Source organism: Synechococcus sp. PCC 6716, assembly GCF_022570815.1.
Taxonomy (GTDB): Bacteria; Cyanobacteriota; Cyanobacteriia; order Thermosynechococcales; family Thermosynechococcaceae; genus Thermosynechococcus; species Thermosynechococcus lividus.
Genome location: NZ_JAKLTU010000045.1, coordinates 1 through 24,551, shown reverse-complemented (window position 1 = coordinate 24,551; position 24,551 = coordinate 1). Strand labels below are relative to the sequence as shown.

The window sequence follows — 24,551 nt, the reverse complement described above, 5'->3', positions numbered from 1 at the left end:
ATACTTCTTCATCAGTGAGACCATTTRAAATTGCAACATGATGAATGTTGCTGTGCAAAACCTGTTGCACGATTGACTGAGCAAATCGATCCGTTTGCTTGCGACGATTGCCGATGAAATCGAGCGTTTCACTGAATGGCTTACCACAAGTTCGACACTTAAACTGGCGACGATTGATCTTAAGAAATACGGTTCGTCCACTGATGCTTAAATCTCGCACTAGATACCAATGATTCTGGCGTAAATGACAACTTTTTTGTTGGCAACGTGGGCAAATCGCCTCGGTTGTCTTTGCTTCCACTATAAGAATCAATTCTCCCGCAACATCGGTATAATCTTCAACCTCAATTCCAGGTAGGTTTAGTAGATCAGTTAGAAGTAGCTGCATATCTTAGATTTCGTATAGCATGTTACATTAGCATACCAAGTCCGATAGACCCTCATAAACTCCTACCTAATGCTACGGTGGTTGCCGACCGATTTCATGTTATGAAGATTGTGAATCAGGAATTGGATAAGGCTCGAAAAAGTATTTGTAAAGCGAATGAACAGACGGTAAATGAAGTCAAGAAAGCCCAGATTGCAGCCGCGCTCAAACAAAGTAAATATGCGTTACTCAAGCCGGAGGAAAATCTAACTCAGAAGCAAAAAGCAAAACTGGAAGAAATTCGAGAAGTAGTGCCAAGTCTGGCTCGAATGCATCAGGAGAAGGAATCGTTTAGAGCCATCTTTGAGCCAGCAAAAGATTGGAAAGATGGAACCTTTCAATTGCTCGATTGGTTAGCTCAAGCTCAGGATTCTTTTCAAGAGAGCGTAAGAACAATTTGTCGATGGTTTGGTGAAGTCACCGCCTATTTTGATAATCACACAAATAGTGGTGTTGTTGAAGGTATTAACAATCAATTGAAGCTGACCAAGCGGTCAGGTTATGGGTTCAGGAACTTTGACAATTTTCAGTTACGTTGCTTAATTTACTGGCATTTAGCTATTGATTAAGCATAACTCGGACGATAGAGCCGGATTTTCCGCTTTTAGGCTTTTTCTTTACCTTTCTTTTTGAATTTCAACACTTCTGCCATTGAACAACTACATTGTAGTTAAAAATTGCAGTTAAAACAGGCTGCCTAGCTGGGTTGTAGCTGAATGCCATGGGGGCAGCACTCGCATACCCAGAGGTCTAAATCGGGGTCAGGCAAGTCTCGCCGGACACGTTGGAGGAGATCGTAACCTGCATTCATTGTTTCTACCAACCCAAAGACAGTAGGGCCAGAGCCTGACATCATGCTGGCGATCGCCCCGGCCTTGATAAACGTTTCTCGTAACTGAGCCACGGCTGGATAGCGGGGTAACACCACCTTTTGTAAATCATTCCTCAAACTACTGGCTAACGTTGCCAGATCGTTGCGGTGAATGGCTTGCAATAGGGTGGCAGATCCGCCTTCTTGGCGGGCTTTTTCCTGCGCTGCTGCGGTCTGAGCATAGAGGTGCTGAAACTCTTGGCGATAGGTTTGGTAGGCCCATGGCGTCGAGACACTCAAAGAGCGATACTTCCCCAAGAGCACCGTCAAGTCTTGGAGGTCAGGGAGGGGGGAAAGCTGTTCGCCGCGCCCCAAGGCTAAGGCGGTGCCACCGCTGAGACAAAAGGGAACATCGGATCCGAGTTGTTGGGCAAAGGTCTGTAGCTCCGCTTGCGTCAGCCCCAGTTGCCACAGCAGGTCTAAGCCCACCAGTACTGCCGCTGCATTGGTGGAGCCACCCGCTAACCCCGCCCCCATGGGAATCCGCTTCTCAATAAAAATTTCCACACCATCGCGATCAGGGAAGTGCTGTTGCAGGAGGGCTGCAGCTTTATAGGCCAAATTGCGCTGATCGCAGGGCACTGCTGGATGGGTGCACTCAATTTTAATCTGGCGATCGCGACGAGGTACCAGTTCCACACGATCCGCTAAAGATACCGCCTGCATCACCATCACCAATTCATGGTAGCCACTGCCATCCAGACAATTACCGACAATTTGCAGAAAGAGATTAATTTTGGCTGGTGCCAACAAACGGTACACGCTAGCAGACTCTCACAACATTGAGGGTGGGGCTTGGCTATAGATCCTCTCACAGGAGTTGTTCTTTTGCCAGCACTTACCGCAGTGCCTTGACAACATCCCCCTTGATTTTTTACATTAGAAATCTGTTGCGGGTATAGCTCAGTGGTAGAGCGCAACCTTGCCAAGGTTGATGTCGCGCGTTCGAATCGCGTTACCCGCTTTGACCTCAAGATTAGCCATGTCACGCTGGTTGTTGCCTAGCCGCCTCCAGCTTAAACACGCTGTCAAGGTGGGCATTGCAGCCGGTTTACTGGCCATTGTCTGCTGGCATGCCAACCTCAAGATGGTTCACTATCCTGCCATGGGGTTAGTGGCCACCATGTTGTCTTTGAATACGGGTGAAACCCTCAAAAACGGTTGGGGACGGCTGGGAGGCAGTCTCTTAGGGGGACTCTGTGCAGGCCTGTGGATTTCTGGCTTGGGGCTGAATCCCCTTGCGGAGACACTGGCGTTTAGTACCGCTGTCTTACTGTGCGAAGTCCTGAGGTGGCCAACCATGCAAAACCAGGCCGCTGCGGTAACAGCAATTATGGCAGCCAGCACCGAATTTGGTCAGCAGCCGTGGGAGTATGCCAGCAGTCGTGTGGTTGATAACTGTATTGGAATTGTCATCGGCATTTTAGTGACCCTTTGCCTGTGGCCAGAGCACCCGGAGCTGACGCTCAAACGGTCAACCAGCGCTATTGTGGCCAAGTTACAACACATCTATGAAGACGTTTGCCAAGCACTAGCCACAGGTATCGTCCCACAGCATGAAGCAACCTTAGCGGCATTGGTCAGCCAGCTGCAGCAAGCAGAGGCCACCCTCGAAGCATCGGTATATGGCATTCTCGGTTGGGTGCTGGTGTTGCAAAACTGGAGCGATCGCCTGATGGGTCTGCGGCGACTACGGCGACACCTACGCAGCTTAAGCCACCTCAGTCCTGCCCTCCATAGCAGTCAGTTTCGCCAAGAATGTCAGCCGTTTTTTGATCAGCTTTGGCCCGCCTTGAGGGCCAAGTTTAGAGTGCTAGAACCCCACTTGCAAGGCACAGGGCACTCTAACCCGCTTGCAGATTCGCCACCACCCTTTGCATTGCTCCACGAGCGGTTGACACATCTGCGCCACCAGCAAATCACTAAAAAATATCCTCTCGACGATGTCATTCACATCTATCAAGCCGTTCACTTAGCCCAGCGCATCGACCAAGATTTAAGTCAATTACAGCAGGAGCACCCCCCCCCAGAGCCGCACTGCCCTTGGCGCTGGCGCTTCAAGCTCCACCCCATCAGTGATGATCGGGTGCGGCGAATCATCAAAGCGAGCGTAGCCTTTGCCCTTGGCTTAGTGCTGGTGTCATGGCTGCAACTGCCCTCCGGCTTTTATGTCACCCTTTCCATTGCCATTTGTTTTCAGTCCACCTTGGGCAACAGTATGGAGGCAGCACGGCAGCGCCTCTTGGGAACGGTTGTTGGGCTTTTTGTGACGGAGGTAATGATTCATACCTTGGGGATCAATGCCCTTAGTATCGGGCTGGGGATGGTGCTGATTATTCTGATTGCCGGAGCGATTGGGATTCCTCAAGGCTATAAGCCCGGAGCCTTTTTACTGATTGTGTCAATGATGGCCTTTGGCGCCACAGCAGACACCTATATTTGGCAGCGCTTTTGGGAAACCCAGTTGGGTATTATCATTGTCTTGATCGTGGATATGGCCTTCTGGCGCGATACGGCAGCCTCCCGCCTCGATCAAGAGTCTCAGCAAAACTTTCAGCGCTTGGCTACACTGTACGGGGGGCTACTGACAGACTTTACGGGGGAGCGATCGCCCCAAGAGCGCAACGACCTCATCGCGGCGATTCGCAAAAGCTATCGCCAACAGCTACAACTGCGCCGGGTCACCAATTTAGAATCTGTGGTCGGGTTCGGCTTAGCAGAAAAACGACGGCAGTGGAATATTGGCTTGAGCTACCAACTGGCGCTATTTAGCAGCTTCCTTTCCCTTGATTTACCATCCCCTCACCCTAGCATGGTCTATACTATCCTGCAGGAATGTCAACCCGCTGTGGGCGAAGTACTGAGGGCGATCGCCCATAGCCTACACCAAGGCCTACCTACCCAAGAGACCATCAGTGCTGTTGCGCACTCCTTGCACGAACTCGAAACACAGTTAGTGAGCCTGCGTCAGCAGAACCGCCTGCGGGAGTACCCCCTCGAAGGAATTTTAGAAGCTTTTAATGTCCTTGAAGTGCTAAAAGAGGTTGGTGGCGACATCCTGCCAACCATGGATCCTAGCTAGACGACTGAAACTGCCTCTGAGCTAGAATGAGGCTCTTGTATATTAATAATGCTTGGCGTAAATAGAAAGACCCCATCTCCCAACCGTGACTGATTGCCGTTAATGGCAAAGGTGCTACCAGCAGCAAAGTCAGAAATCCGCTGTGCTTCGGCAATATCTAACTCTTCTAAATTGAGGATCACTGCTTTATCTGCCCGTAGTGCCTGCACAATTAGGGTCGTATCACTCAGCGACTGCGGCTTAATGATCACGACTTCATAACCACTGCTCAGGGAATGGCCAAAGGCAGTCAGTTCACTCATGGGAGTCCCCCTTGGGAATGCGAAATAGAAGAAATAGACTTTTAGCCTAACTTTTTTATACGATCAGGACTTACGCTTATGCAAACAAACGTAAAAAGAGCTTAATCCTTGACAAGGGCTAGCCCTATTGAAGCTAGGTTCCCGATTTAGGCGATTTACGGGTTTGCCAACTGTCCACAATACGGCCAAAATTAGTACGAAATTCTGCAATCCCTAGCCAACTGCCAGCCTGTGCCTCATCCCAAGAGGCTGAGATGACACCATAACTCAGGCCAAGGGCACCTAAACCAAACCAGCCCAAACTAACAAGAACCACCACCACATGGGGCAGACTAAACCAGTGATGCTGCACAATGACGTAGCTTACGGGGAATGTTGTCAACCCAAACAGCGTTGGTACACCAGCGCACACCGCCATCCGACTGACCATCCGCCGACTAACGACTTCAGGGATAGCGCCTTGCTTGGCGGCAGCACTCTTTTGCTGTTTGGCAGCGCTCTTGCGACCAGTATCATCAGGGCTAGGGGCTTTGGAGAACGTTGCTTTACTCTTCTTACGAGATTCAAAAGGTAGTCCAGAGCCTTTGGCCATGTTGCTTAACCCCGAATTCCTAAACGCTCGATAAGTTGACGATAACGCTGTGAATCGTGCTTGTTGATATAAGCGAGGAGCCTCTTACGGCGGCCAATAATTTTCAGTAGCCCCCGCCGCGATGCATGATCCTTCTTATTTGTCTTGAGGTGTTCTGAAAGTTGTTTAATGCGCTCGGTGAGAATAGCGACCTGCACATCCGCAGAGCCGGTATCTGTACTGTGAATTTGGTAAGTGTTGATGATGTCCTGTTTGAGGTCGTGTTGCAGTGCCATAGCTATGATCAAGAGATGAACGGCGCGATCTATATATCATACGGTGCGATCGCCCCAGAAGGGTAGCCCTTAACAGGGGATGATTTTTAGTATAGACACTATCGAGGCGTGGATGCTCCGCTCATGGGGTTTCGCGTTCATAAGCGGCTTCCCAATCCCCATAGCAGAGAGAGGGTGACCGGCATTCTCGGCGTAGCGCAGGAACTTCTGTCTTTCGCTACCTGCCCGTCCTTGCGGCGGGTCAGCTTCAGTTGATACGCCAAGTATCGAGCCGCAATATTGTAGCTGGCGCTAAGGTCAAAGGACGAAACTTGTCCTTTCACAAACTCGATAGCAGCACGACGCAGGCAGGACGGGAACTTGTAGAACCGCGTCTCAACGTAGGAATACTTCGGGTTCGGATGCTGACTGGTACGATGAATGAGCTGTTCCACTGCCGCACAGCAACTTTTGGCTTCAGTTAGTTTTGGCCAGTGGCCCATGACCACATCGCTCAACGCCTTGCAGTAAGCCCGGTACTCATTAACCGTTGCTGAGAGATGAAGTCTCACGTCTGGCGACGGTTGTAAGCCTCATTTGTCAGTGCGTACAATAGGTTTACTCATAATCAACTAATTCTAGCTCGGACAATGCATCAAGAGTTTGCGGAGCAGCTACGCCCCTTTTACTGGACGCCTTACGTCTGGAACCGGGTCTATGGCTTGATCACGACTGGGGGATGGGCCAGCATCGAAACCCTTTTGAAATACATCGAGAATCAGGGCGAGCCGCGAACACTCCGTCCGCCGCTAACTAAGGAATGACGCTTCGCGTCTATTCGTAGGATTGCGGCGGTTTTGCTCAAAATGAGTGAGGACGTGAGTCATCCGTGAAGCAGCAACGGTTATGGTTTGGGGCTATCCTTGCCTGTACAGTTATCGGTCTCATGTTGAGCCGCTACTGGTATGCTCACCATGTCATCGCGAGTGCTGAGGCGGCGGCTCGCCAGCGATTGGTTGTTGCCCTAGAGCGAGCGCTGCCCCCCTTAAACACCACGGTGCCAGTTAATCTAAACTGCGCGATCGCAACGCCAGTGATTTCTTTAGCCCATGTGCAGCAACTGGGTCGCCATCGCCCGCGGGAACGGTGGGCGCTAGCCCATGCTTCAAACTATGGCGATCGCGTCGCCGTCGATGTGCATGGGAACCCGACGAATTATCCGCTGCTGGTCGTCCTCCACGAAACGGTCTATAGTGCCGCCAGTGCTGTTGACTACTTCCAGACCGACCACGAGCGCGACGAGGATCAGGCCAGCTACCATGCCATTATTACCCGCAGTGGGGAGATCCTTTACACCGTCCCTGCCCATAAACGAGCCTACGGCGCAGGGAATTCGGCCTTTCAGGGGGAACAGGTGCAAACGAATCTGCGCATTGCTGCATCGGTGAATAACTTTGCGTACCATATCTCCCTCGAAACCCCCTTAGATGGCCAGAACGCAAACTTCAGTCATAGCGGCTATACCGAAGCACAGTATCGGTCTCTCGCGTGGCTGGTCAGTCGCACCCAAGTGCCATGGCAGCGCATTACCACTCACGCTGCGGTGGATCTAGGGGGCGAGCGCGCTGATCCGCGCAGCTTCGATTGGCAACGGTTTGCGCAGTATTGGCAGCCCTATCATCGCCTTCAGCAACACTATTGTACCCTGCTGGCCAATCGCCAACTCCCAGCTAGGGAATCCAACGCCAGTTAAGTTCCTACGGGCTAGGATAGAGGAGTTTTTGACAGGGATGCTCCCATGGGCTTGAAACGCGTTGTCTCGTTTAGTTTCTTGGTGTTTATTCCCCTCTCGGTTGCTGCTGAAAAATTGGAGTGGGGGGCGCTCACGGTCTTTATTGTGGCAGCACTGGCCATTGTTCCCCTCGCTATTTGGCTGAGTACTGCCACCGAAGAAGTTGCCCTCGCCACCGGTCCGACCATTGGCGGGCTATTGAATGCCCTGTTTGGCAATGCCACGGAGTTGATTATTGCCATTGTGGCGCTGCGGGCAGGCTTGGTGGATATTGTCAAAGCCAGTATTACAGGAACACTAATTGCTAACTTGCTTCTTGTTATGGGGCTGTCGATGTTTCTTGGGGGGATTCGCTACAAGGAGCAATCCTTTGCACCTGTCGTTGCCCGGGTGAATGCCTCTTCAATGACTGTGGCGATCGCGGCCATTCTGCTACCGGCGATGGTGATTTACACCTCCACCAGCGTACCGGAGACGGCCATTTCCAAGATGTCGGTGGTGGCGGCTGGGGTCTTAATTGCCGTCTATGGGATGACGCTCCTGTTTTCCTTAAAAACCCACAGCTACCTCTACGAAGTCAGCCAAGTGGAGCTGGCGGATGACGAGGGTCACCATGAAAAACCCAACCTCACCCTGTGGATGACGGTGCTGATCATTGCGACCCTTGGGGTTGCCTTTGAGTCCGAAATTTTTGTAGGGGCAGTGGAGGCAGCAACAGAAGGCTTGGGTCTAACGCCATTGTTTACAGGGGTAATCTTACTGCCCTTAGTGGGTGGCGCAGCGGAGTACGTCACGGCGGTGGGGGTTGCCCTCAAGAATAATATGGATCTATCCGTCTCGATTGCCCTTGGTTCATCCCTACTAGTCGCCTTGCTAGTTGCCCCCGTATTAGTCGTAATTGGTCAGGTCATTGGCCAGCCCATGGATTTGAACTTTAGCCTGTTTGAGGTCGTGACGGTCATTATCTCGGTGGTGATTGCCAACGTCATTAGCCTCGATGGTCGCTCAAACTGGCTGGAGGGAGCGCTGTTGCTTGCCACCTATAGCATTCTCGGCACCGCCTTCTTTTTCCACACTTAGCTGCGAGCCGTACCGCCCAAGCTGGAAGGCATGATCAGCCTAGGGGATTTCAGGAAAGGGGTTGGATGTGGAGGTGGTAGGTCAGGGTGGCGGTGACCCCTTGCCCCCGCAATACTCCATCAATAGGGGCAGCATCGGCAGGCTCAGCCGTGGCCACCAGCGCAACATGGCGATCGCTCACCGCTAGACCATGGGTGGGGTCGTAGCCCCGCCAACCTGCTCCTGGCAGATAGATTTCCACCCACGCATGGAGGTGGCGCTCTGGGTTATCTAGATCCCCTTCTTGATAGCCACTGACAAAGCGGGCGGCCAATCCGACCGCACGGCAGGCATGGATAAACAAGACCGCAGTATCGCGACAAGACCCCGCCTGCTGGGACCACGTCAAACAGGGAGGCCACGGTGCTCCCGTGTCGCGAATTTGATGCTGACAGGTGCGGTAAATCTGCTCGTTGAGTTCACTCAAAAATGGCAGAACCGCGCCGTCCACCCGTGTCAACGTTTCCCACGCCAGTTGATAGGCCACCGGATCCACTGCGCCGCTAAGATAGGGGTGCAACCCATGGGCTAAACGTTGGGGATAGTTGAAGGGCAACGTCATTGCCCACGGCTCCAACAGGTAGTTAAACGGATTCTGACAGTAGGTTTCCACCTCAGAGGTGACTTGAATCATTAAGGTCGTGGTGAGGTTGTTCGACCACCAGTAGCGCCGCAGGTGATTGCCATAGGCATCGAGAACCGTACTGTAACCTTGGGGCACAGGTAGAATCTGCACCGTTAGCGATCGCAGGTGTTGATGACCATCGCTGCGGGGGATCAGCCGTAGATCGTGGGGGGCTAAGGCAACAGCAGCACTATAGGTGTAGGTCGTTTGATGGGTAATTCGGTAGTCCATCATGCTCTCGTCTGGGGTCAGCATTATTTTGCCATTCTCCACCGAGTTTAGGGGGGGAAAATGGGGGATAATGCTACTTCAGAGGTAGTGAGTCGGCTACCCCGCAATTGCCGCTGATAAGATTTGGGAGTTAGCAACGATGTCGATTTTGTTTCAACTGGCACTCGCCGCCCTGGTCATCCTGTCCTTTGTCATGGTGATTGGGGTGCCAGTGGCCTATGCGTCACCCCAAGACTGGGATCGCTCGAAGCAGCTAATCTTTTTGGGGTCTGGGGTCTGGATTGCCCTAGTGCTGGTGGTGGCGGTTCTGAATTTCTTCGTCGTCTAGCCCTGCCACCGTTGACGATAGACCTCGTAGAGCAGTACAGCGGTGGCGATCGCCACGTTTAAGGAGTCCACCGTGGCGGCTTGGGGAATAGCCACAGAGGTAAAGGTCAAGGCACCGTAACCGGCGGGAAGACCTTGGCCTTCGTTTCCCATCACAATTAACGTAGGCTGACAAAAATTGACTTGCCAGTACACCTGTGCCGCCGTGGGCGACGTGACCACCACCTGCCAGCCCTGCGCCTGATAGGTAGCCAGCGTTCCTAGGGGATCCGCAACCGTTTGAAACGGCAGCCGAAACCACTGCCCTGCACTAGCTCGCAATACTTTAGGGTGGCTCATCTCTACACAGTCGGGCGTGAGCAGGATACCTTCAACGCCAGTGGCGGCGGCGGTGCGGACAATGGTACCTAGGTTCCCTGGATCCTGAAGCGTGACAAGGCACAACCCCAAACTCTGGAGGGGCAATAAGTTTGGGGGACGGTAGGTGGTTACCGCAACCACCCCATCCGGCGTACGAGTTGTGCAGAGAGCAGCCAGCACCTCCTCACTCACCAGCTCAAGGCGATCGCTGTGCTGTTCCAGTTGCTGCAGCCACAGGCTTGGTTGCTTGTCGTACCATGCAGGGGTACAACAAACCACGTCCAGCGAATAGCCTGCTGCCAAGGCTTCCTGTACCAGATGGGTGCCTTCCAGCAGGAGATGGCCTTGACGATATTTCCGCTGATGGAGCTTGCGAATGTGGCGCACCAGCGGATTTTGTCGGCTTGTGATCATGAAGCAACGCAGATGCTAGTTACCCTGATAACCAGAGAGCTGAGCCAACGCACTGAGGGGAAATACGCCTTCGTATTTTTTGCCATTAATCTCCCACGTTGGGTAGGCACGGATATTGGCTTGTTTACACAGTTCTGGTTTGGGGTTAGTACCGCGAGCATCGCACTCAATGTATTGAACACTCTTAAAGGCATTGCCAAACAGTTCTTTCTGTTTTGTGCAAGCTGGGCACCAGTACGCACCATACATCTTGGCATTAATTTTTTTGAGGTGAGCCGCAAGACTTTGGGCAGAAATGGTTTGATGGGTACTCTGGGCAAAGGTCGCCGGAACCGCACTAGCGGCAACGATCCGAGGCGCCAAGACGATCGCCCCCATTACCCCTAGTCCTGCTAGTGCATACCGTATCTGTCGCCCTGAGGAATGAACCATAGTAGAATAACTTGCCAATGGATGTGTAGTACGATGACCATCCTAGTTTAGCGCTAGCCAATTCTCCAACGCCAAGGGTTCTACACCTCAACTTGCATCCCCATTTCCACCACCTGCTGAGGTGGGAGCTGAAAATAGGTCATCGGACTTTCAGCATTCCGGTAAAGCCATGCAAACAGCACCTTTTGCCAATGCCACAACCCTGCTGCGGGGGTGGGAATAATGGTGCGCCGTCCCACAAAGTAGCTAACCATTTCAACCTCCGCCGCAATACCTAAGGTGCGCCAGCAGCGCGCCATCGCAGCGGGAATATCAATAGTATCCCGAAAGCCATAATGGATGGTGACCTGATACATATTCTCGGCGAGGGAAGCAACATGAAGTTGGTCAGACTCACTCACGTGGGGCAAATCCGCTGTATTCAGATGGACGAAAAATACTCGCTGATGTAGTACATGGTTGTGGCACAGGTTTTGTATAAACGCAAAGGGGATGAGTGTCGGCAGGGGTGAAAAAAATACTGCTGTTCCCGGCACTCGCAGGGGATGCGCTGCAAGCAATGACTCTAGCGAGAGGTGTTGCGTTACCTGTCGTAGTTGGTCTTGGAGGCGATCGCGCCCTTGGTGCCATGTCACCAGCAACCCATAAACCATCATGCCAAACACCAGCGGATACCACCCGCCGTCGGGAATCTTAAGGGTATTGGCCACTAAAAAGCTGGCCTCAATAGCCAAGAGACTCCCAAAAACCATTACCGCTCGCCCCAGCGACCAGCACCACTCTTGTCGAGCCAGCAGCACCAGATAAATTGTGGTCATCCCCATCGTGACATTCACCGCCAAACCGTAGGCGGCGGCCAAATTTGTGGGCTGCTGAAAAGTAATGACCAGTGCAATCACTGTAAGCAGTAACAGCCAATTGATGAAGGGAATATAGACTTGCCCTCGATGCTGCTCATCGGTGATCTGAATCTTGAGCCGCGGCAGATAACCGAGTTTAATGGCTGCGGCAGTCATGGAGAAGGCACCTGAAATCACCGCCTGCGACGCAATAATGGTGGCCAACGTACTCAGGATCACAAGGGGGATCACTCCAGCCGTCGGGACAAGGCGAAAAAAGGGATTTGCGGCGGCGGTGGCATCCGTCAGCACGAGGGCACCTTGCCCAAGGTAATTGAGCACAAGGGCAGGAAAGACGATCCGATACCACGCATGGCGCACGGCGTGTCGGCCAAAATGCCCCATGTCGGCATACATCGCTTCAGCCCCCGTTAAGGCTAGGATCACCACCCCAAGCAGAAAGAGTGTCTCTTGGGGGGTGGTCCAAAACAGGTGCATCCCCCACCATGGATTCAAGGCATTGAGAATGAGGGGATGCTGCATAATGTGCCATGCCCCCAGCCCACTGAGAACCATAAACCACAGGAGCATGACAGGACCCAAAAAGTGCCCCACTCGTGTGGTGCCGTGGGCTTGCACGGCAAAGAGGCCCACGAGAATGGCAACCGTCAGGGGTACCAGCCAAGGTGCAAGCCCCGGATTGATGACCTGTAGCCCGTGTACCGCTGAGAGGACGCTAATGGCAGGGGTGATGGTACTATCGCCATAAAACATCGCTGCCCCGATTAGCCCCAAGGCCACAATGCCACCATACCAACGGGATGCCCCTGACCAGCGGGATAGCACCAGAGCCATCAGCGGAAAAATGCCGCCCTCGCCACCGTTATCTGCCCGCAGCGCAAAAGTGGCATACTTGAGAGTGGCAATTAAAATCAATGACCAAATAATCAGGGACAGCACCCCATAGATATTAGCAGGGGTAACAGCCAAGGCATGAAGGGGATTAAAGGCCTCCTGAAAGGCGTACAGAGGACTCGTGCCAAGGTCGCCATAGACAACGCCTACCGCACCAAGGGTGAGAGACCATGACCTCCCAGCGGGTGCAGAAACAGCTTTCATCGCTCGGCGGTTTGAGGGGGAGCCTGTGTTTGTAAGGCGGCGGCGATCGCCACCAACTCCTGCTCAAAGGCTAACTGAGCGCGATTGGTGCGCCCGCCCACGTAGAGGGTCTCCTCGGTGACCAGCCCCCACACCTGAGAGTGAGACACGTAACTCATGATCACCCCAGCCATCAGAAAGGCAAACCCAGCATAAAACAGGGGAATCCCAGGGTCAGATTTAATTTGTAGGCCTGTGCTGCCCACCAACTCTGTGAGGGTGAGGGTGACGTTGTTGATCTGGGTGCTCATTCCTTGGCGCAAACTGGTGAGAAACTCACCATCTGCACCATAGATGAGTACCGTCCCCTGCAAATCTCGAGCAATGAGARAAATACCCGCCGACAGATCCGGCTTAGTGGGGATCCAAGTGCCCCAGAGGCGGCCTTTCCCCTCAGTGTTCAGTTGCACCATGGGCAATTGCAGCACCGGGCTTTGATTCAGGCGAAACCGGACGGCTGCAATACTCCAATCTGCTTGGTAGAGGGTTACCCCAGCGTACTTGAGGGGTTGATTGACGTGAATGGTGCCTCGCTTGACCTCTGTGCCAGTGGCATCGAGTACCGAGAGATCCGAGTAAAACTGATCAATGTCTCCAGCGGGTGTGTAGTCAATCCAAAAGCGGTTCACTTTCACCGACCAATTCTCGGGGAGGTGAGCCAACGGCCCCGCTTGAATCAGGTGTTGAATGTGGAACGTCGAGCCACTGGGCACCAACTCCTGTGCCATAAACCCCGTCAGGGAACCCAGAATACCTCCGAGCAAAATCAGGATCATGCTGGCATGCACCACAATTGGGCCAATGCGCCCAGCAATCCCTTTGCGGGCATAGAGTTGGTTATCGGTGTACCAAACGCGATAACCGTTTTGGCTGAGGGCGGCTGCCAAGGTACGCAATGATCCGTGGGGCACTGTAGTACTGAGGGCAAGCTTGCCAAACTGGCGTGGCTCGCAGTAGTACTGCCAGCGTTGGGCGCTTTTGAGGGCTGGAACTTGTCGAGTAACGGTGCAGGCCACCAGACTGGCACCAAAGAGCACTAAGAGGGTTAAGTACCACCCTGTTCGATAGACATGATCAAGCCCAATAGCCAGCAGCACCCGCCAACTTAAAAACCCAAAAAGCGCTGGGTTTTCGGGGTAATTGGTTTGATAAAACGAGAGGGGCTGCCCCTGCTCAATGACGGTACCGGCAATACTGGCCAAGGCAATGATCAGCAGCAGCAGAATGGCTAAACGGAGGTCGCCAAGGAGCGACAGGCTGCGCCGCCACCAGTATTGCAGAAAAGGTGCAGGGGTCATAGAGGTTTGCTGCTTAGTGGGACCAGTTCACCCAATCTTGGGCTTTGAGGAACGTGGTGTAGAGTTCCGCTTCAGGGCTGTTCGGCTCAGGGGTGTAGTTGTACTCCCAGCGCACCAAGGGCGGCAAGGACATTAAAATAGACTCGGTACGGCCATTGGTTTGTAGGCCAAAAATGGTGCCTCGGTCATAGACTAAGTTGAATTCGACGTAGCGGCCACGGCGATAGAGTTGAAATTGACGTTCGCGATCGCCATACTCAATATGTCGCCGCCGTTCAACAATGGGTAGGTACGCCTCTAAAAAGGCTTGACCGCAGCTTTGGATAAAGGCAAAGAGGCTCTCCCAAGAGCGGGGGGCAACCGCACCCACTTGGCGGCTATAACTGGCGGCATCGCCGTCAAGATTTGGGCCGCGATAGAGTTCCCCCTCGCTACCGTCTTGGTAGTCAAAGAAAATGCCGCCAATCCCGCGAGATTCACCGCGATGCTTCAAATAAAAGTACTCATCGCACCAACGTTTGAAGACGGGATAGTACTCACTGTGGTGGCGATCGCACGCGGCCTTGTGAACACGGTGAAAGTGCTGGGCATCTTCCGCAAAGGGGTAGTAGGGGGTTAAGTCTGCCCCTCCACCAAACCACCACACTGGCCCTGCCTCAAAGTAGCGGTAGTTGAGGTGCACTGTTGGCACATAGGGGTTGCGCGGATGCAGCACCATAGAAGTGCCCGTGGCATAAAATCCATGGCCAGCGGCTTCTGGGCGTTGGCTGAGAATGGAAGGCGGTAACTGCTCCCCCCACACTTCGGAAAAGTTAACGCCGCCCTGCTCGAGCAGGTTCCCGTTCTTCATCACCCGGGAGCGCCCGCCCCCTCCTTCGGGTCGCTGCCAACTATCCTCTTGGAACTGGGCACCGCCATCCGCTGCTTCTAACCCTTGGCAAATCTGATCCTGAAGGGTTTTGAGGAAGGAGGACACCCGCTGGCGGGAGTCACTGGGCAGCGTGGTGGGAGCAGAAGTTGCAACAGTCATAGTAGTAATGTGTCAGTCCTATACAACGATCAAAGGGGATAGCACTAATCCCAAGGGGAGAGTGGCAAGGGTCTAGGGTCTATTCTACCGTTGCCTGGAGAGCCTGATCTATCTTGGCCGCAATGGCGGCCACCCATTGCTCGTCCTGTTTGGTATAGCTGCGGGGGGCGTTAGCACCGAGAATCAGTACGGTTGTTTCGTTAACGGGTTGGCAGATCACCCCTTGGGTGTTGGGGGGTAAATAGTCAAATTCAATGCGTCCCGGGTAAAGGGCTAAATTGACTAAATAGATGGGGCGCTGTGTCCTCAAGGCGCGCTGGACAATGGCACCAGCTTGGGTCATGGTTCGCGGCCCCAAGATCCCCCGCCGTAAGAGGGGGCGATCGCTCCGCCACAGCACAATAGACTTTGCCGGCGTGTTCGTTAGCAACGTATAGGAGGCCCACGCCAACTCGGTTTTAAGGGCATCGGGCAAGTCCGGTGCCAATTCAAAGCCCTCCTCGCCCTCTAAGATCACCGCCTCCGGTGGCCGCGGCTGCACCTGCTGCCAAATGAGGGTGGTTAAGATCAAGACAGCGGCTAAAATCACGCCAACTACATCAGACCGGGCTTGGGCAGGGGTTGGTTCAACGGTCAGCAGGCGGTTCACCAGCAGCAGCGTGCCCCCAAGAACCCCCGTGGCTAGCGGCAAGTACCGCAGGAGGGTCGCTCCCATCCTTAGGCTGCAGCGTGGAGTGCCGCTAAATCAACCCCAAACACCTCTTGGAACACTTTCCCCACCTTATAGCCAGAGTCAATAGACTCCAGCGGGTCTTTCCGAAGGCGGTGGCGCAAACAGAGGACAATCACCCGGGCAATATCGCTGACGTTCACATCTGTACGCCCCTCCAAAGCGGCTAGTGCCTTAGCTGCACGGTTGGTGACCAGATCTCCACGCAGGCCATCCACATCCAGCTCAGCGCAGACGTGGGAAATATTGATCCGCAGTTCGTGGTCAATGGTTACCTTGGGCAGCAGTGCCTGTGCTGCGACTAGCTTGGCCTGAAGGGCTTCCTGCTCTCTTTGGTACTGGGCTAAAAAGCCTTCGGGATCGTGGTCAAAGCGCGATCGCTGCTCGACAATTTCCACCCGCAGTGTTGGATCTTTGACAGTGCGGATTTCTGCGTGCATCCCAAAGCGATCAAGGAGTTGGGGCCGCAATTCCCCCTCTTCTGGGTTGCCGGATCCCACAAGGACAAACCGCGCGGGGTGACGAATTGAAATCCCCTCGCGCTCAACCGTGTTCCAGCCGGAGGCGGCGGCATCTAGAAGGACATCCACAAGGTGATCGTCCAAGAGGTTGACTTCATCCACGTAGAGGATACCGCGGTTAGCCTTGGCCAGCAGGCCGGGTTCAAAGGCTTTGACCCCTTCGGCAAGGGCTTTTTCAATATCAATGGTGCCGCAAACACGGTCTTCTGTTGCCCCTAGGGGGAGATCCACCATCGGCACTTTCTTAGTGGTGGTGGCGATCGGCTCTCCCGCAGCCACCCTCTCCTTGACTGCATCACTCATCAGGTCGGGATCGCTGGGATGGCTATTAAAGGGATCGTCAGCGACAACCTCAATGTCCGGCAGCAGGTCGGCAAGGGCACGAATGGTGGTGGATTTACCTGTGCCGCGATCGCCCATGATCATTACCCCGCCAATTTTGGGGTCAATGACATTCAGCAACAATGACAGCTTCATTTCGTCTTGGCCAACAATTGCCGCAAAGGGAAAAACAGGCCGACGGGGGACAGCAGTGGCAGGCACAGGCATTGCATCGTAAAAACAGCATTGATCATTGTGCCATAGAGCGGCCTCCTCAGGAGCCGCCTAGCCGCTGAGGAGTGCTTTCATATCCCGTACCGCCTGTACCAATCCCACCAAGACGGCACGGCTAATAATGGTGTGGCCAATATTTAACTCTTCCATACCTTCAAGGCGGGCGACAGCCTGAACATTTTGGTAGGTGAGGCCATGACCGGCATTCACCCGTAACCCTAAGGCTTTGGCAGTGCTAACTCCCTGAGCCAGTGCCGCTAACTCTTGCTGCTGCGCGGCTTCCCCCTTGGCTTCGGCATAGCGCCCTGTGTGCAGTTCAACCAACTGGGCACCGGTGCTGGCGGCAGCGTTTAACTGCGCTGGATCGGCATCAATAAACAAACTGACCGGAATCCCCTTTCCTTGCAGCGTCTGCACCACTTGGGTGAGGCTCTCTTGCTGCCCTAGGACATCCAACCCCCCTTCCGTGGTCACTTCCTCCCGCCGCTCCGGCACAAGGGTGACATAATCTGGGCGCAGGTCGAGGGCGATCGCCACCATCTCTGGAGTCGCAGCCATTTCTAGGTTCAGGTGGCTGCGCACGGTTTGGCGCAGCAGTCGCACATCCCGCTCCTGAATATGGCGACGGTCTTCGCGCAGGTGCACCGTAATCCCATCAGCACCACCCAGTTCAGCCAAAACAGCAGCGGCAACCGGATCTGGCTCGACAGTGCGGCGGGCTTGGCGGATGGTTGCCACATGGTCAATGTTGACACCGAGGGTTACCAAGGTAATAAATTCCTCTTTTCACAAGTAAAACCACTGTGTATTTTAGCGAATTAGGGCGTTGCCCAATATAAGTATGTGCAAGGTTTACACTGTCAATCCAACCAAACTGTCAAAAACGGACGACGCAACGGAATCCAAAACTATCGGTGCCGCAGTTGCGGTCGTCAATTTCGGGAAACACACCGTCCTCAAGGCTACCCGCCAGAGGTCAAACAACACTGCTTGAACCTCTGAAGTGCTGAAGCAGCAGGCTTTTGAGGTAAGAGCACAGGTGAAGGAGGTGAGCATAGATATGTGGGGAGGATTTCCCAACGTCGTGGAGAAGGTGTTCCCTAATGCAGTGGTTGTCATTGACCGTTTTCACGTGATGAAAGCCGTGAATCAAGAATTAAATAAAATTCGGAAGCAAGTGGGTGCGTTGGGTCGAGGTAGCCAGTTTATTTGATTGAGGAATGGTCAAGATTAACGCCAGAAGAAACAGTCAAATTAGAGCAGCTTTTGCAACACTCAAAGCAATTAAAAAAAGCGTACCGATGAGAAGAAGAGTTGAGTGGAATTGATGACAAGTCGTTGACGGTTGAGGAAGGGAAGCGTCGAATTCACGAATGGCTAAATCACGCACGAGCCGTTTACAATCAAGCAATCACAACGCTTGGAAACCCTTTAAATGGAATTAGCAACTACTTTAGAAACCGCACTACCAGTGAAGTAATGGCGGGAATCAATATATCGTATTAAGTTGATTAAGCAATCAGCGTATGGCTTTGTAAACTTAAACAATTTTTGGGAAAGTTTGTTAGCGTGCTTCTCTAATTAGTAAAAATTATTACCACACTAATGGGAGAGCCGAAAAGAATAAGCTTGTGAAAGTTAATCTGGGCTAATTTTAGTTAGCCAACAAGTTCATCAATCTAGGTTGGTTGCATTTCTTGATTGAACGAGGGGGGTCGGAAACAGGAACTTCTCTAAGCTGGAAAACCGACCCTTCCTTGTGTGAACTGAGTTCTACTATATTCTCATAGGCTGGTTCTCTGAGCATCAGACTTAAATTGTCAACTCCAGTCCTGACATGAGGTGTGAACCCATATCAAGCCCGTGGTGATGATTTAGCCTGCAACCATAGACAGTTTTTGAGATTTTACAAGCATGGAGGATATTATCGATGGCAAAAATTGTTGGAATTGACTTAGGAACAACAAATTCCTGTGTAGCAGTCATGGAAGGTGGACAACCTGTTGTGATTGCCAATGCAGAAGGCAACCGAACTACGCCATCAGTCGTTGCCTTTACAAAGACTGGTGATAAGCTGGTGGGGCAAATTGCCAAACGGCAGGCGGTCATGAACCCGGAAAATACCTTCTACTCGGTTAAGCGGTTTATTGGGCGCAAATATGACGAAGTGACGGATGAATCAAAGCAGGTTTCCTACAAGGTACTGCGTGACAGCAATGGCAATGTCAAACTGGACTGCCCAATTCAGAAAAAGCAATTTGCACCCGAGGAAATTTCGGCAGAAGTGCTACGTAAGCTAGTCAATGATGCCAGCAAGTATCTGGGTGAACCGGTGAAGCAGGCGGTCATCACAGTTCCTGCCTATTTCAATGATTCTCAACGGCAGGCAACCAAAGATGCCGGACGGATTGCAGGCATTGAAGTTCTACGTATTATCAACGAACCAACGGCGGCAGCACTCGCCTATGGGTTAGACAAGAAAAGCAATGAAACCATCCTGGTGTTTGACTTGGGTGGCGGTACGTTTGATGTCTCCATTTTGGACGTCGGAGATGGGGTATTCGAGGTCAAAGCCACGAGTGGTGATACCCACTTGGGAGGCGATGACTTTGATAAAAAGATTGTGGATTGGCTTGCCACTGAGTTTCAGCGCAATGAAGGCATTGATCTCCGCAAAGACAAGCAAGCCTTGCAACGGCTGACAGAGGCAGCAGAAAAAGCCAAGATTGAACTGTCGGCAGCGACTCAGACGCAAATTAATTTACCGTTCATTACGGCTACCCAAGACGGGCCCAAGCACTTGGATATGACGCTGACCAGAGCGCAGTTTGAGCAATTGTGCAGTGACTTGCTCGATCGCTGCCGCAAACCTGTTGATCAAGCGCTTCGGGATGCTAAGCTAACGGCGTCTGACATCGATGAAGTTGTGCTGGTGGGTGGTTCGACTCGCATTCCAGCCGTGCAGCAATTAGTCCGGCAAATGACTGGGAAAGAACCCTGCCAGGGCGTGAATCCGGATGAGGTTGTTGCAGTGGGTGCGGCCATCCAAGCGGGGGTCTTGGCAGGGGACGTGAAAGACGTGTTATTGTTGGATGTCACGCCGCTGTCGCTGGGTGTGGAAACCCTCGGTGGCGTAATGACCAAAATTATTCCCCGTAATACCACCATTCCAGTGAAAAAATCGGAGATCTTTTCCACCGCAGCGGATGGCCAAACTAATGTCGAAATCCACGTTTTGCAAGGGGAGCGGGAAATGGCAGCGGACAACAAGAGCCTAGGAACCTTCCGACTCGACGGCATTCCTCCCGCACCCCGGGGTGTCCCCCAAATTGAAGTCACCTTTGATATTGACGCCAACGGCATTCTCTCTGTCTCGGCTCAAGACAAGGCCAGCGGCAAGCAGCAATCCATTACAATCACCGGGGCTTCGACCCTTGATAAATCGGAGGTCGAACGCATGGTGAAAGAAGCCGAGCGCAACGCCGAAGCCGATCGCCGCCGCCGCGAACAAATCGATACCAAAAACACTGCCGATTCCGTTGCCTATCAAGCCGAGAAGCAGCTCAAAGACTTGGGCGAMAAAGTCCCCACCGCCGACAAAACTCGGCTGGAAGGCATGGTTCAAGACCTGCGCACCGCGATCCAACAAGAAAACTACGATCGCATGAAATCCCTCACCAACGACATTCAGCAGGCGCTCATGCAAGTTGGCAGTGCAGTCTATTCTCAGCAGACCGGTGGCAGCACTACCAACGGCGGTGAAGATGTCATCGACGCTGACTTTATAGATCAAAAGTGATGAACAATTACTATCAGGTTGATAGTAAGTGCTGAAGCGCTTACTAAAAGCTAAACCTTCCTAACCGCCAATTTGAAAATCTTGAATTAAGGAGCAGTAACCATGAGTTCAGCCTTTGCTAAAACCCCAGAAAAGTGCGTTTCCGCCACCTTCAAAGATGAGAAAAAGCTACAGGATGCTGTCCAACGCCTGCTCAATCGCGGCGTGCCCAAAGAGCGGATTTCCATCATTGGACGTAACTTCCAATCGGAAGCTCGCATCACTGGGTTTTTGACTAAAAAAGACGTGATTTTGGATGGTTTGGCCAGCGGTGCGCTCTATGGTTCCCTATTTGGCTCTGTTTTAAGCCTGCTTACCGGAGTCGGTGTGCTGTTTATTCCCTTTTTAGGTGCAGTTGTCGCAGCAGGGCCACTGGGGGCGGCGCTACTGGGAGCGACTAGTGGTGCCCTCTACGGGGCGCTGGGTGCAGGGTTAGGCTCTGCGCTCATCTCATTGGGAATGCCCCAAGATAAGGCTGCTATTTATCAAACGCGTGTGCAGGCGGGTGAATTTTTGCTGGTCGTAGAAGTTCCTGAAGAGAAATCGGGTGAAACTTTCCTACTTTTACAAAGTGCAGGGGGTGAAGAAGTTGCTATTACAGATATGCAGTTGCCCCGTGAACCCGAAGGCGAATTGACAGGCAGTCACCAAATTTCGCCAGAGATCAAGGCGGATTTGTCCGAAGAGGCGCAGCAAACCTTTGTGGAAGCCTATAACCAGTCTCTCAGCGAATCTCCAGAGACAACCAATGCTTTGAAAACAGCTTGGGAGCGGATCAAGCAATTATTCGATCGCGACGACAAGGGCATCTTCTCGAAACGCAAAACGGATTAGAAATTAGGGTGTTGCTGAATGTAGCTATGAATTGCCCTCATCCCCAACCCTTCTCCCTCGGGAGAAAGGAGCTAAGAGTCTTGTTCCCTCTCCGTTGGGAGAGGGGTAGAGTGAGGGCGGCAAAAGACTCAAACCCGAGAATCATACGTCTATTCAGCAACGCCGAAATTAGCATCGGAGGTGATTTGTTTACTGAACTGCCCGATACACCACTGATATTCATTTGGTAGAGGTGTCCATGGCTGCAACTGATTTCAAAGACTATTACGAAATTCTAGGAGTCAGTAAAACTGCAACACCGGAGGAAATCAAGAAAGCCTACCGGAAATTGGCGCGTAAGTATCACCCAGACCTGAATCCAGGTGATAAACAGGCGGAAGCTCGGTTCAAGGAAATCAATGAAGCCCATGAAGTGCTGTCTGATCCAGAAAAACGCCAGAAATACGATCAGTTTGGGCAATATTGGAAGCAGGCATCGGCAGGTGCACCGCCACCCGGCGGCACTGGCTTTGAAGGGATGGACTTCGGCCAGTACAGCAGTTTTGATGACTTTATTAGCGAACTGCTAGGGCGTTTCGGGCGCAGCGGTGGAGCTGGGCGGCGGGTGTATACCTACCGAACCACAACCGGACCAGAGGAATTCCGAGAGTCTGTGGAGTTTGGCGGCTTTGGGGACGACCCCTTCAGTCGCTTCGTGGAAATGCCCGCTCAGGATACGGAAGCGGCGATCGCCCTCACCCTTTCCGAAGCTTTTCACGGTACCCAAAAACGGTTACAAATTGGGGATGAAACGGTTACTGTTCGTATTCCACCTGGAGCCAAGTCCGGCAGCCGCATTCGGGTCAAGGGCAAAGGGCAGATGAGTCCGTTTAGCCAGCAGCGGGGGGATTTATATCTTACTATCGAGTTACTACCCCATGCCTTTTATAAATTTGAAGGCAATAATTTAATTTGTGAAGTTCCGATTAGTCCAGCAGAAGCCGTACTCGGTGCTCAAATAAAAGTTCCGACCCCTGACGGAAAGGTAACCATGAGCATCCCTCCTGGCGTGGATTCTGGACAAACCTTGAGATTACGTGGCAAAGGCTGGCGCGATCCCAAAGGTAATCGAACTGATTTGCTGGTACGGCTGAAAATTGTCACCCCGAAAGACTTAAGTAGGCAGGAAAGAGAATGCTATGAGAAGTTGCAGCAGATTAGTAGTTTTGATCCTCGTCAAGCGATCGCGGAGGTACATCTATGACCACTAGCATGGGGCTTTCACGAATTGTTTGGTCGAATGCAGGCGATCGCCTCTACAGCTTTGAACAAGCCGCTTACTTTACCCAAACCTCAGTGCCACTCATTGAGCAATTTGTGACATTGGGTCTAGTTGAACCAACAGGCACGATGCTGCGCCGCCAAGATCTCGTCCGCGTGGTGCAGATTCAACGCCTGCGTCGCGATTTGGGATTAAATTTAGTCGGTGCCGCGATGGTACTCGACATGGCCGCCGAGATTGCGCAGCTCAAGGCTCAACTGCGCGCCTATCAAACAGACGTTAGAACTAGGCATTAGGGGGTTGGCCTTTAAATATCAAAATACTGACTTCAATTAATTCCTAGGGACAGCTATGATTGCGGAGATTGGAAAAATATTTGTCGTTCTCGGTGCAAGCCTCCTGTTGCTAGGAAGTTTGCTCTGGCTCAGTGCTAGAACCTTGAGGCACATCCCTCTTGGCCGCTTGCCGGGGGATATTCTGGTACAGAATGAGTATTTTACCTTCTACTTTCCATTGACCACTGGTATCCTCTTGAGCCTTGGCTTAAGCGTCTTGCTCTGGTTAGGAAAATTCATTACCAGTCGCTAATTTAATGAATTGGACACGTTCTCCCATCGCTATGAATTATCCATCCTCACCGAATCAACGCTGGCAATCATGGTTTGAAAGAGACACTATTGTACGCAATCTGGAGTTTTTCCAGAATTTTATTGTAATATCTCTATGCATTGGTTTGTTTTGTGTTATGTTGATTCGGTTAGGCGAAATGTTTCTTTCCCTGTTGAAACCGATCAATTTTCAAGCCATCACATCTGATATTTTGTTTGTTCTCATCTTGGTAGAGATCTTTCGCTTGTTAATTATCTACCTCCAAGAACAGCGGATTTCTATTGGGGCAGCCGTAGAAGTTTCTTTGGTATCAGCATTGCGGGAAGTGATTTTACAGGGAGTCGTCGATATTCCCATCGATCACCTACTGGGAGTCTGCACGTTTTTAGTCGTTTTAGGGGGATTATTATATTTGCGAGTCTGGATATTCCAGCAATTTGAGGCAATTTCAATTACAAGAAGTGAATCCCTCTCCCAAGTCAATACTGACGATGCATCCGACAATCAAAAGTTTCGATTACGCCGTCGTTCCCCATCCATTGAGCAATATCCCTTTTAGGGGCTGTCCATCCCAGCCCCTGTTGGTACTGGTCTTAGCAATTTCTCTCCTGCCAAAATAAAAGTTGAGAGTGTGGGCATCTCGCTTCGTCGGGGAGCCAGTGCAAGACCCCTCTGTAAGCAGACACGGAATGCCCTAGCGCGGAGTTGTATTAGATTCTTAGATTCCGGCAACGCCGTTTTATAGAAACCGGAGGGTTCGGGAACCGGATAAAACCTCGCTCGTTCCCGACGGGGATACAGAACGGTTCCCGCGCCTACGGCAGTAGGCAGAATCAGTCTTGACATTCTTCTCCAGACAAAGTGATGTCCTGACTGATACGTGCAATGACGAGTCGATTTTAGCTGAATGCCATCTTCTCTCATACGGTTGCTATTCACGTAAATCGGCCTCTATAATAACTGCATACCATCTTAACCTAATGATGTTTTTAGCCGTCCAAAAAGATAGTTTCCAACCTGACAAGCAGCTTGCTCAATTGCTTACTGAGT

The 24,551-nt window shown here is 52.2% G+C and carries 29 protein-coding genes and 1 tRNA gene; 15 read left to right on the top strand and 15 right to left on the bottom strand.

Features of this window, described 5'->3' with window-relative positions:
- On the bottom strand, positions 1 to 388 hold a 388-nt coding region (locus L5220_RS13575; RefSeq protein ID WP_499574159.1), incomplete at its 3' end, for a transposase family protein.
- Between L5220_RS13575 and L5220_RS13570 the strand changes: the two genes are divergently transcribed.
- Positions 313 to 996, top strand: a complete 684-nt coding sequence (locus L5220_RS13570) for an ISL3 family transposase (protein ID WP_499574161.1) — start codon at positions 313 to 315, stop codon at positions 994 to 996. The genes L5220_RS13575 and L5220_RS13570 overlap by 76 nt on opposite strands.
- A 128-nt stretch (positions 997 to 1,124) precedes the next feature.
- On the opposite strand, the gene ispE is transcribed toward L5220_RS13570, so the two are convergent.
- Positions 1,125 to 2,060 carry a 4-(cytidine 5'-diphospho)-2-C-methyl-D-erythritol kinase gene (gene ispE / locus L5220_RS13565; RefSeq protein ID WP_499574158.1) on the bottom strand — a complete coding sequence of 312 codons (936 nt, stop codon included), beginning with the start codon at positions 2,058 to 2,060 and terminating at the stop codon, positions 1,125 to 1,127.
- Between the two features lie 130 nt (positions 2,061 to 2,190).
- Between ispE and L5220_RS13560 the strand changes: the two genes are divergently transcribed.
- Positions 2,191 to 2,262 (top strand) — tRNA-Gly (locus L5220_RS13560).
- A gap of 18 nt (positions 2,263 to 2,280) precedes the next feature.
- Positions 2,281 to 4,380 carry an FUSC family protein gene (locus L5220_RS13555; RefSeq protein ID WP_499574156.1) on the top strand — a complete coding sequence of 700 codons (2,100 nt, stop codon included), beginning with the start codon at positions 2,281 to 2,283 and terminating at the stop codon, positions 4,378 to 4,380.
- On the opposite strand, the gene L5220_RS13550 is transcribed toward L5220_RS13555, so the two are convergent.
- From L5220_RS13550 to L5220_RS13535, 4 genes are all read right to left on the bottom strand, one after another.
- Positions 4,377 to 4,682, bottom strand: a complete 306-nt coding sequence (locus tag L5220_RS13550; RefSeq protein WP_099798194.1) for a cell division protein SepF — start codon at positions 4,680 to 4,682, stop codon at positions 4,377 to 4,379. The two genes, L5220_RS13555 and L5220_RS13550, sit on opposite strands and share 4 nt — an antisense overlap.
- Before the next feature lie 133 nt (positions 4,683 to 4,815).
- Positions 4,816 to 5,274, bottom strand: coding sequence for a PAM68 family protein (locus L5220_RS13545; RefSeq protein ID WP_448527223.1), 459 nt, complete (start codon positions 5,272 to 5,274; stop codon positions 4,816 to 4,818).
- 5 nt (positions 5,275 to 5,279) lie between these two features.
- Entirely contained in the window at positions 5,280 to 5,549 is a 270-nt protein-coding gene (gene rpsO / locus L5220_RS13540; protein WP_099798196.1) for a 30S ribosomal protein S15, read from the bottom strand.
- A 137-nt stretch (positions 5,550 to 5,686) separates the two neighbouring features.
- Entirely contained in the window at positions 5,687 to 6,100 is a 414-nt protein-coding gene (locus L5220_RS13535) for a hypothetical protein (protein ID WP_499574155.1), read from the bottom strand.
- Between the two features lie 78 nt (positions 6,101 to 6,178).
- On the opposite strand from L5220_RS13535, the gene L5220_RS13530 reads away from it, so the two are divergent.
- The 3 genes from L5220_RS13530 to cax all read left to right on the top strand — a co-directional run bounded on the left by L5220_RS13530 (position 6,179) and on the right by cax (position 8,400).
- Complete coding sequence (locus L5220_RS13530; RefSeq protein ID WP_227517527.1) at positions 6,179 to 6,352, top strand: transposase; 174 nt, start codon at positions 6,179 to 6,181, stop codon at positions 6,350 to 6,352.
- 65 nt (positions 6,353 to 6,417) lie between these two features.
- On the top strand, positions 6,418 to 7,281 hold the full coding sequence (locus L5220_RS13525) for an N-acetylmuramoyl-L-alanine amidase (RefSeq protein WP_499574153.1): 864 nt from the start codon (positions 6,418 to 6,420) through the stop codon (positions 7,279 to 7,281).
- Positions 7,282 to 7,326: 45 nt separating this feature from the next.
- The gene (gene cax / locus L5220_RS13520; protein ID WP_499574151.1) at positions 7,327 to 8,400 is read left to right on the top strand and encodes a calcium/proton exchanger; all 1,074 of its coding nucleotides are present in this window, start codon (positions 7,327 to 7,329) and stop codon (positions 8,398 to 8,400) included.
- 49 nt (positions 8,401 to 8,449) lie between these two features.
- Here the strand turns inward: cax and L5220_RS13515 are convergent, their stop codons facing one another.
- A complete protein-coding gene (locus L5220_RS13515; protein WP_499574149.1) occupies positions 8,450 to 9,319 on the bottom strand; it encodes a transglutaminase family protein in 870 nt (289 codons plus the stop codon).
- Between the two features lie 115 nt (positions 9,320 to 9,434).
- Between L5220_RS13515 and psbZ the strand changes: the two genes are divergently transcribed.
- Positions 9,435 to 9,623 (top strand): photosystem II reaction center protein PsbZ, encoded by a 189-nt coding sequence (gene psbZ / locus L5220_RS13510; RefSeq protein WP_099798198.1) that lies wholly within the window; start codon positions 9,435 to 9,437, stop codon positions 9,621 to 9,623.
- On the opposite strand, the gene L5220_RS13505 is transcribed toward psbZ, so the two are convergent.
- From L5220_RS13505 to L5220_RS13470, 8 genes are all read right to left on the bottom strand, one after another.
- A complete protein-coding gene (locus L5220_RS13505) occupies positions 9,620 to 10,396 on the bottom strand; it encodes a TrmH family RNA methyltransferase (protein WP_499574147.1) in 777 nt (258 codons plus the stop codon). The two genes, psbZ and L5220_RS13505, sit on opposite strands and share 4 nt — an antisense overlap.
- A 15-nt stretch (positions 10,397 to 10,411) precedes the next feature.
- On the bottom strand, positions 10,412 to 10,828 hold the full coding sequence (locus L5220_RS13500) for a hypothetical protein (protein ID WP_499574145.1): 417 nt from the start codon (positions 10,826 to 10,828) through the stop codon (positions 10,412 to 10,414).
- A gap of 80 nt (positions 10,829 to 10,908) precedes the next feature.
- Positions 10,909 to 12,786, bottom strand: coding sequence for a potassium transporter Kup (locus tag L5220_RS13495; protein ID WP_499574143.1), 1,878 nt, complete (start codon positions 12,784 to 12,786; stop codon positions 10,909 to 10,911).
- Complete coding sequence (locus L5220_RS13490) at positions 12,783 to 14,123, bottom strand: cytochrome c biogenesis protein (protein WP_499574141.1); 1,341 nt, start codon at positions 14,121 to 14,123, stop codon at positions 12,783 to 12,785. The genes L5220_RS13495 and L5220_RS13490 overlap by 4 nt, the downstream gene beginning before the upstream one ends.
- Positions 14,124 to 14,136: 13 nt before the next feature.
- Positions 14,137 to 15,153 (bottom strand): oxygen-dependent coproporphyrinogen oxidase, encoded by a 1,017-nt coding sequence (gene hemF / locus L5220_RS13485; RefSeq protein WP_099798202.1) that lies wholly within the window; start codon positions 15,151 to 15,153, stop codon positions 14,137 to 14,139.
- 79 nt (positions 15,154 to 15,232) lie between these two features.
- Positions 15,233 to 15,868, bottom strand: a complete 636-nt coding sequence (locus L5220_RS13480; protein WP_499574140.1) for a cofactor assembly of complex C subunit B — start codon at positions 15,866 to 15,868, stop codon at positions 15,233 to 15,235.
- 2 nt (positions 15,869 to 15,870) lie between these two features.
- A complete protein-coding gene (gene bchI / locus L5220_RS13475) occupies positions 15,871 to 16,953 on the bottom strand; it encodes a magnesium chelatase ATPase subunit I (RefSeq protein WP_099798204.1) in 1,083 nt (360 codons plus the stop codon).
- 57 nt (positions 16,954 to 17,010) lie between these two features.
- Positions 17,011 to 17,727 carry a pyridoxine 5'-phosphate synthase gene (locus tag L5220_RS13470; protein ID WP_099798205.1) on the bottom strand — a complete coding sequence of 239 codons (717 nt, stop codon included), beginning with the start codon at positions 17,725 to 17,727 and terminating at the stop codon, positions 17,011 to 17,013.
- Between the two features lie 75 nt (positions 17,728 to 17,802).
- Between L5220_RS13470 and L5220_RS13465 the strand changes: the two genes are divergently transcribed.
- The 8 genes from L5220_RS13465 (at position 17,803) to L5220_RS13430 (ending at position 24,060) form a co-directional block, all read left to right on the top strand.
- The gene (locus tag L5220_RS13465; RefSeq protein ID WP_499574138.1) at positions 17,803 to 17,961 is read left to right on the top strand and encodes an IS1/IS1595 family N-terminal zinc-binding domain-containing protein; all 159 of its coding nucleotides are present in this window, start codon (positions 17,803 to 17,805) and stop codon (positions 17,959 to 17,961) included.
- Position 17,962: 1 nt separating this feature from the next.
- The gene (locus L5220_RS13460) at positions 17,963 to 18,172 is read left to right on the top strand and encodes a transposase (protein WP_499574137.1); all 210 of its coding nucleotides are present in this window, start codon (positions 17,963 to 17,965) and stop codon (positions 18,170 to 18,172) included.
- A 717-nt stretch (positions 18,173 to 18,889) separates the two neighbouring features.
- Positions 18,890 to 20,758: a molecular chaperone DnaK gene (gene dnaK, locus L5220_RS13455; RefSeq protein ID WP_499574135.1), complete on the top strand. Its 1,869-nt coding sequence runs from the start codon at positions 18,890 to 18,892 to the stop codon at positions 20,756 to 20,758.
- Positions 20,759 to 20,860: 102 nt separating this feature from the next.
- Positions 20,861 to 21,631, top strand: coding sequence for a ChaB family protein (locus L5220_RS13450; RefSeq protein ID WP_448526057.1), 771 nt, complete (start codon positions 20,861 to 20,863; stop codon positions 21,629 to 21,631).
- 238 nt (positions 21,632 to 21,869) lie between these two features.
- The gene (locus tag L5220_RS13445; RefSeq protein ID WP_448527517.1) at positions 21,870 to 22,874 is read left to right on the top strand and encodes a DnaJ C-terminal domain-containing protein; all 1,005 of its coding nucleotides are present in this window, start codon (positions 21,870 to 21,872) and stop codon (positions 22,872 to 22,874) included.
- Positions 22,871 to 23,188 (top strand): chaperone modulator CbpM, encoded by a 318-nt coding sequence (locus L5220_RS13440; RefSeq protein WP_099798209.1) that lies wholly within the window; start codon positions 22,871 to 22,873, stop codon positions 23,186 to 23,188. Before L5220_RS13445 ends, L5220_RS13440 begins: the two co-directional genes overlap by 4 nt.
- A 55-nt stretch (positions 23,189 to 23,243) precedes the next feature.
- Positions 23,244 to 23,480 carry a DUF2905 domain-containing protein gene (locus tag L5220_RS13435; protein WP_499574132.1) on the top strand — a complete coding sequence of 79 codons (237 nt, stop codon included), beginning with the start codon at positions 23,244 to 23,246 and terminating at the stop codon, positions 23,478 to 23,480.
- Between the two features lie 4 nt (positions 23,481 to 23,484).
- Entirely contained in the window at positions 23,485 to 24,060 is a 576-nt protein-coding gene (locus L5220_RS13430; RefSeq protein ID WP_499574130.1) for a phosphate-starvation-inducible PsiE family protein, read from the top strand.
- Positions 24,061 to 24,551 lie beyond the last annotated feature (491 nt).

Bases quoted from the DNA above. Each gene is read 5' to 3' on its own strand.
- L5220_RS13505 (WP_499574147.1), bottom strand. From the start codon at position 10,396: ATGATCACAAGCCGACAAAATCCGCTGGTGCGCCACATTCGCAAGCTC.
- L5220_RS13445 (WP_448527517.1), top strand. From the start codon at position 21,870: ATGGCTGCAACTGATTTCAAAGACTATTACGAAATTCTAGGAGTCAGT.
- L5220_RS13440 (WP_099798209.1), top strand. From the start codon at position 22,871: ATGACCACTAGCATGGGGCTTTCACGAATTGTTTGGTCGAATGCAGGC.
- rpsO (WP_099798196.1), bottom strand. From the start codon at position 5,549: ATGGCACTGCAACACGACCTCAAACAGGACATCATCAACACTTACCAA.
- L5220_RS13450 (WP_448526057.1), top strand. From the start codon at position 20,861: ATGAGTTCAGCCTTTGCTAAAACCCCAGAAAAGTGCGTTTCCGCCACC.
- cax (WP_499574151.1), top strand. From the start codon at position 7,327: ATGGGCTTGAAACGCGTTGTCTCGTTTAGTTTCTTGGTGTTTATTCCC.
- L5220_RS13500 (WP_499574145.1), bottom strand. From the start codon at position 10,828: ATGGTTCATTCCTCAGGGCGACAGATACGGTATGCACTAGCAGGACTA.
- L5220_RS13495 (WP_499574143.1), bottom strand. From the start codon at position 12,786: ATGAAAGCTGTTTCTGCACCCGCTGGGAGGTCATGGTCTCTCACCCTT.
- L5220_RS13480 (WP_499574140.1), bottom strand. From the start codon at position 15,868: ATGGGAGCGACCCTCCTGCGGTACTTGCCGCTAGCCACGGGGGTTCTT.
- L5220_RS13530 (WP_227517527.1), top strand. From the start codon at position 6,179: ATGCATCAAGAGTTTGCGGAGCAGCTACGCCCCTTTTACTGGACGCCT.
- L5220_RS13515 (WP_499574149.1), bottom strand. From the start codon at position 9,319: ATGCTGACCCCAGACGAGAGCATGATGGACTACCGAATTACCCATCAA.
- L5220_RS13555 (WP_499574156.1), top strand. From the start codon at position 2,281: ATGTCACGCTGGTTGTTGCCTAGCCGCCTCCAGCTTAAACACGCTGTC.
- L5220_RS13545 (WP_448527223.1), bottom strand. From the start codon at position 5,274: ATGGCCAAAGGCTCTGGACTACCTTTTGAATCTCGTAAGAAGAGTAAA.
- bchI (WP_099798204.1), bottom strand. From the start codon at position 16,953: ATGCCTGTGCCTGCCACTGCTGTCCCCCGTCGGCCTGTTTTTCCCTTT.
- L5220_RS13435 (WP_499574132.1), top strand. From the start codon at position 23,244: ATGATTGCGGAGATTGGAAAAATATTTGTCGTTCTCGGTGCAAGCCTC.
- L5220_RS13430 (WP_499574130.1), top strand. From the start codon at position 23,485: ATGAATTGGACACGTTCTCCCATCGCTATGAATTATCCATCCTCACCG.
- psbZ (WP_099798198.1), top strand. From the start codon at position 9,435: ATGTCGATTTTGTTTCAACTGGCACTCGCCGCCCTGGTCATCCTGTCC.
- L5220_RS13550 (WP_099798194.1), bottom strand. From the start codon at position 4,682: ATGAGTGAACTGACTGCCTTTGGCCATTCCCTGAGCAGTGGTTATGAA.
- hemF (WP_099798202.1), bottom strand. From the start codon at position 15,153: ATGACTGTTGCAACTTCTGCTCCCACCACGCTGCCCAGTGACTCCCGC.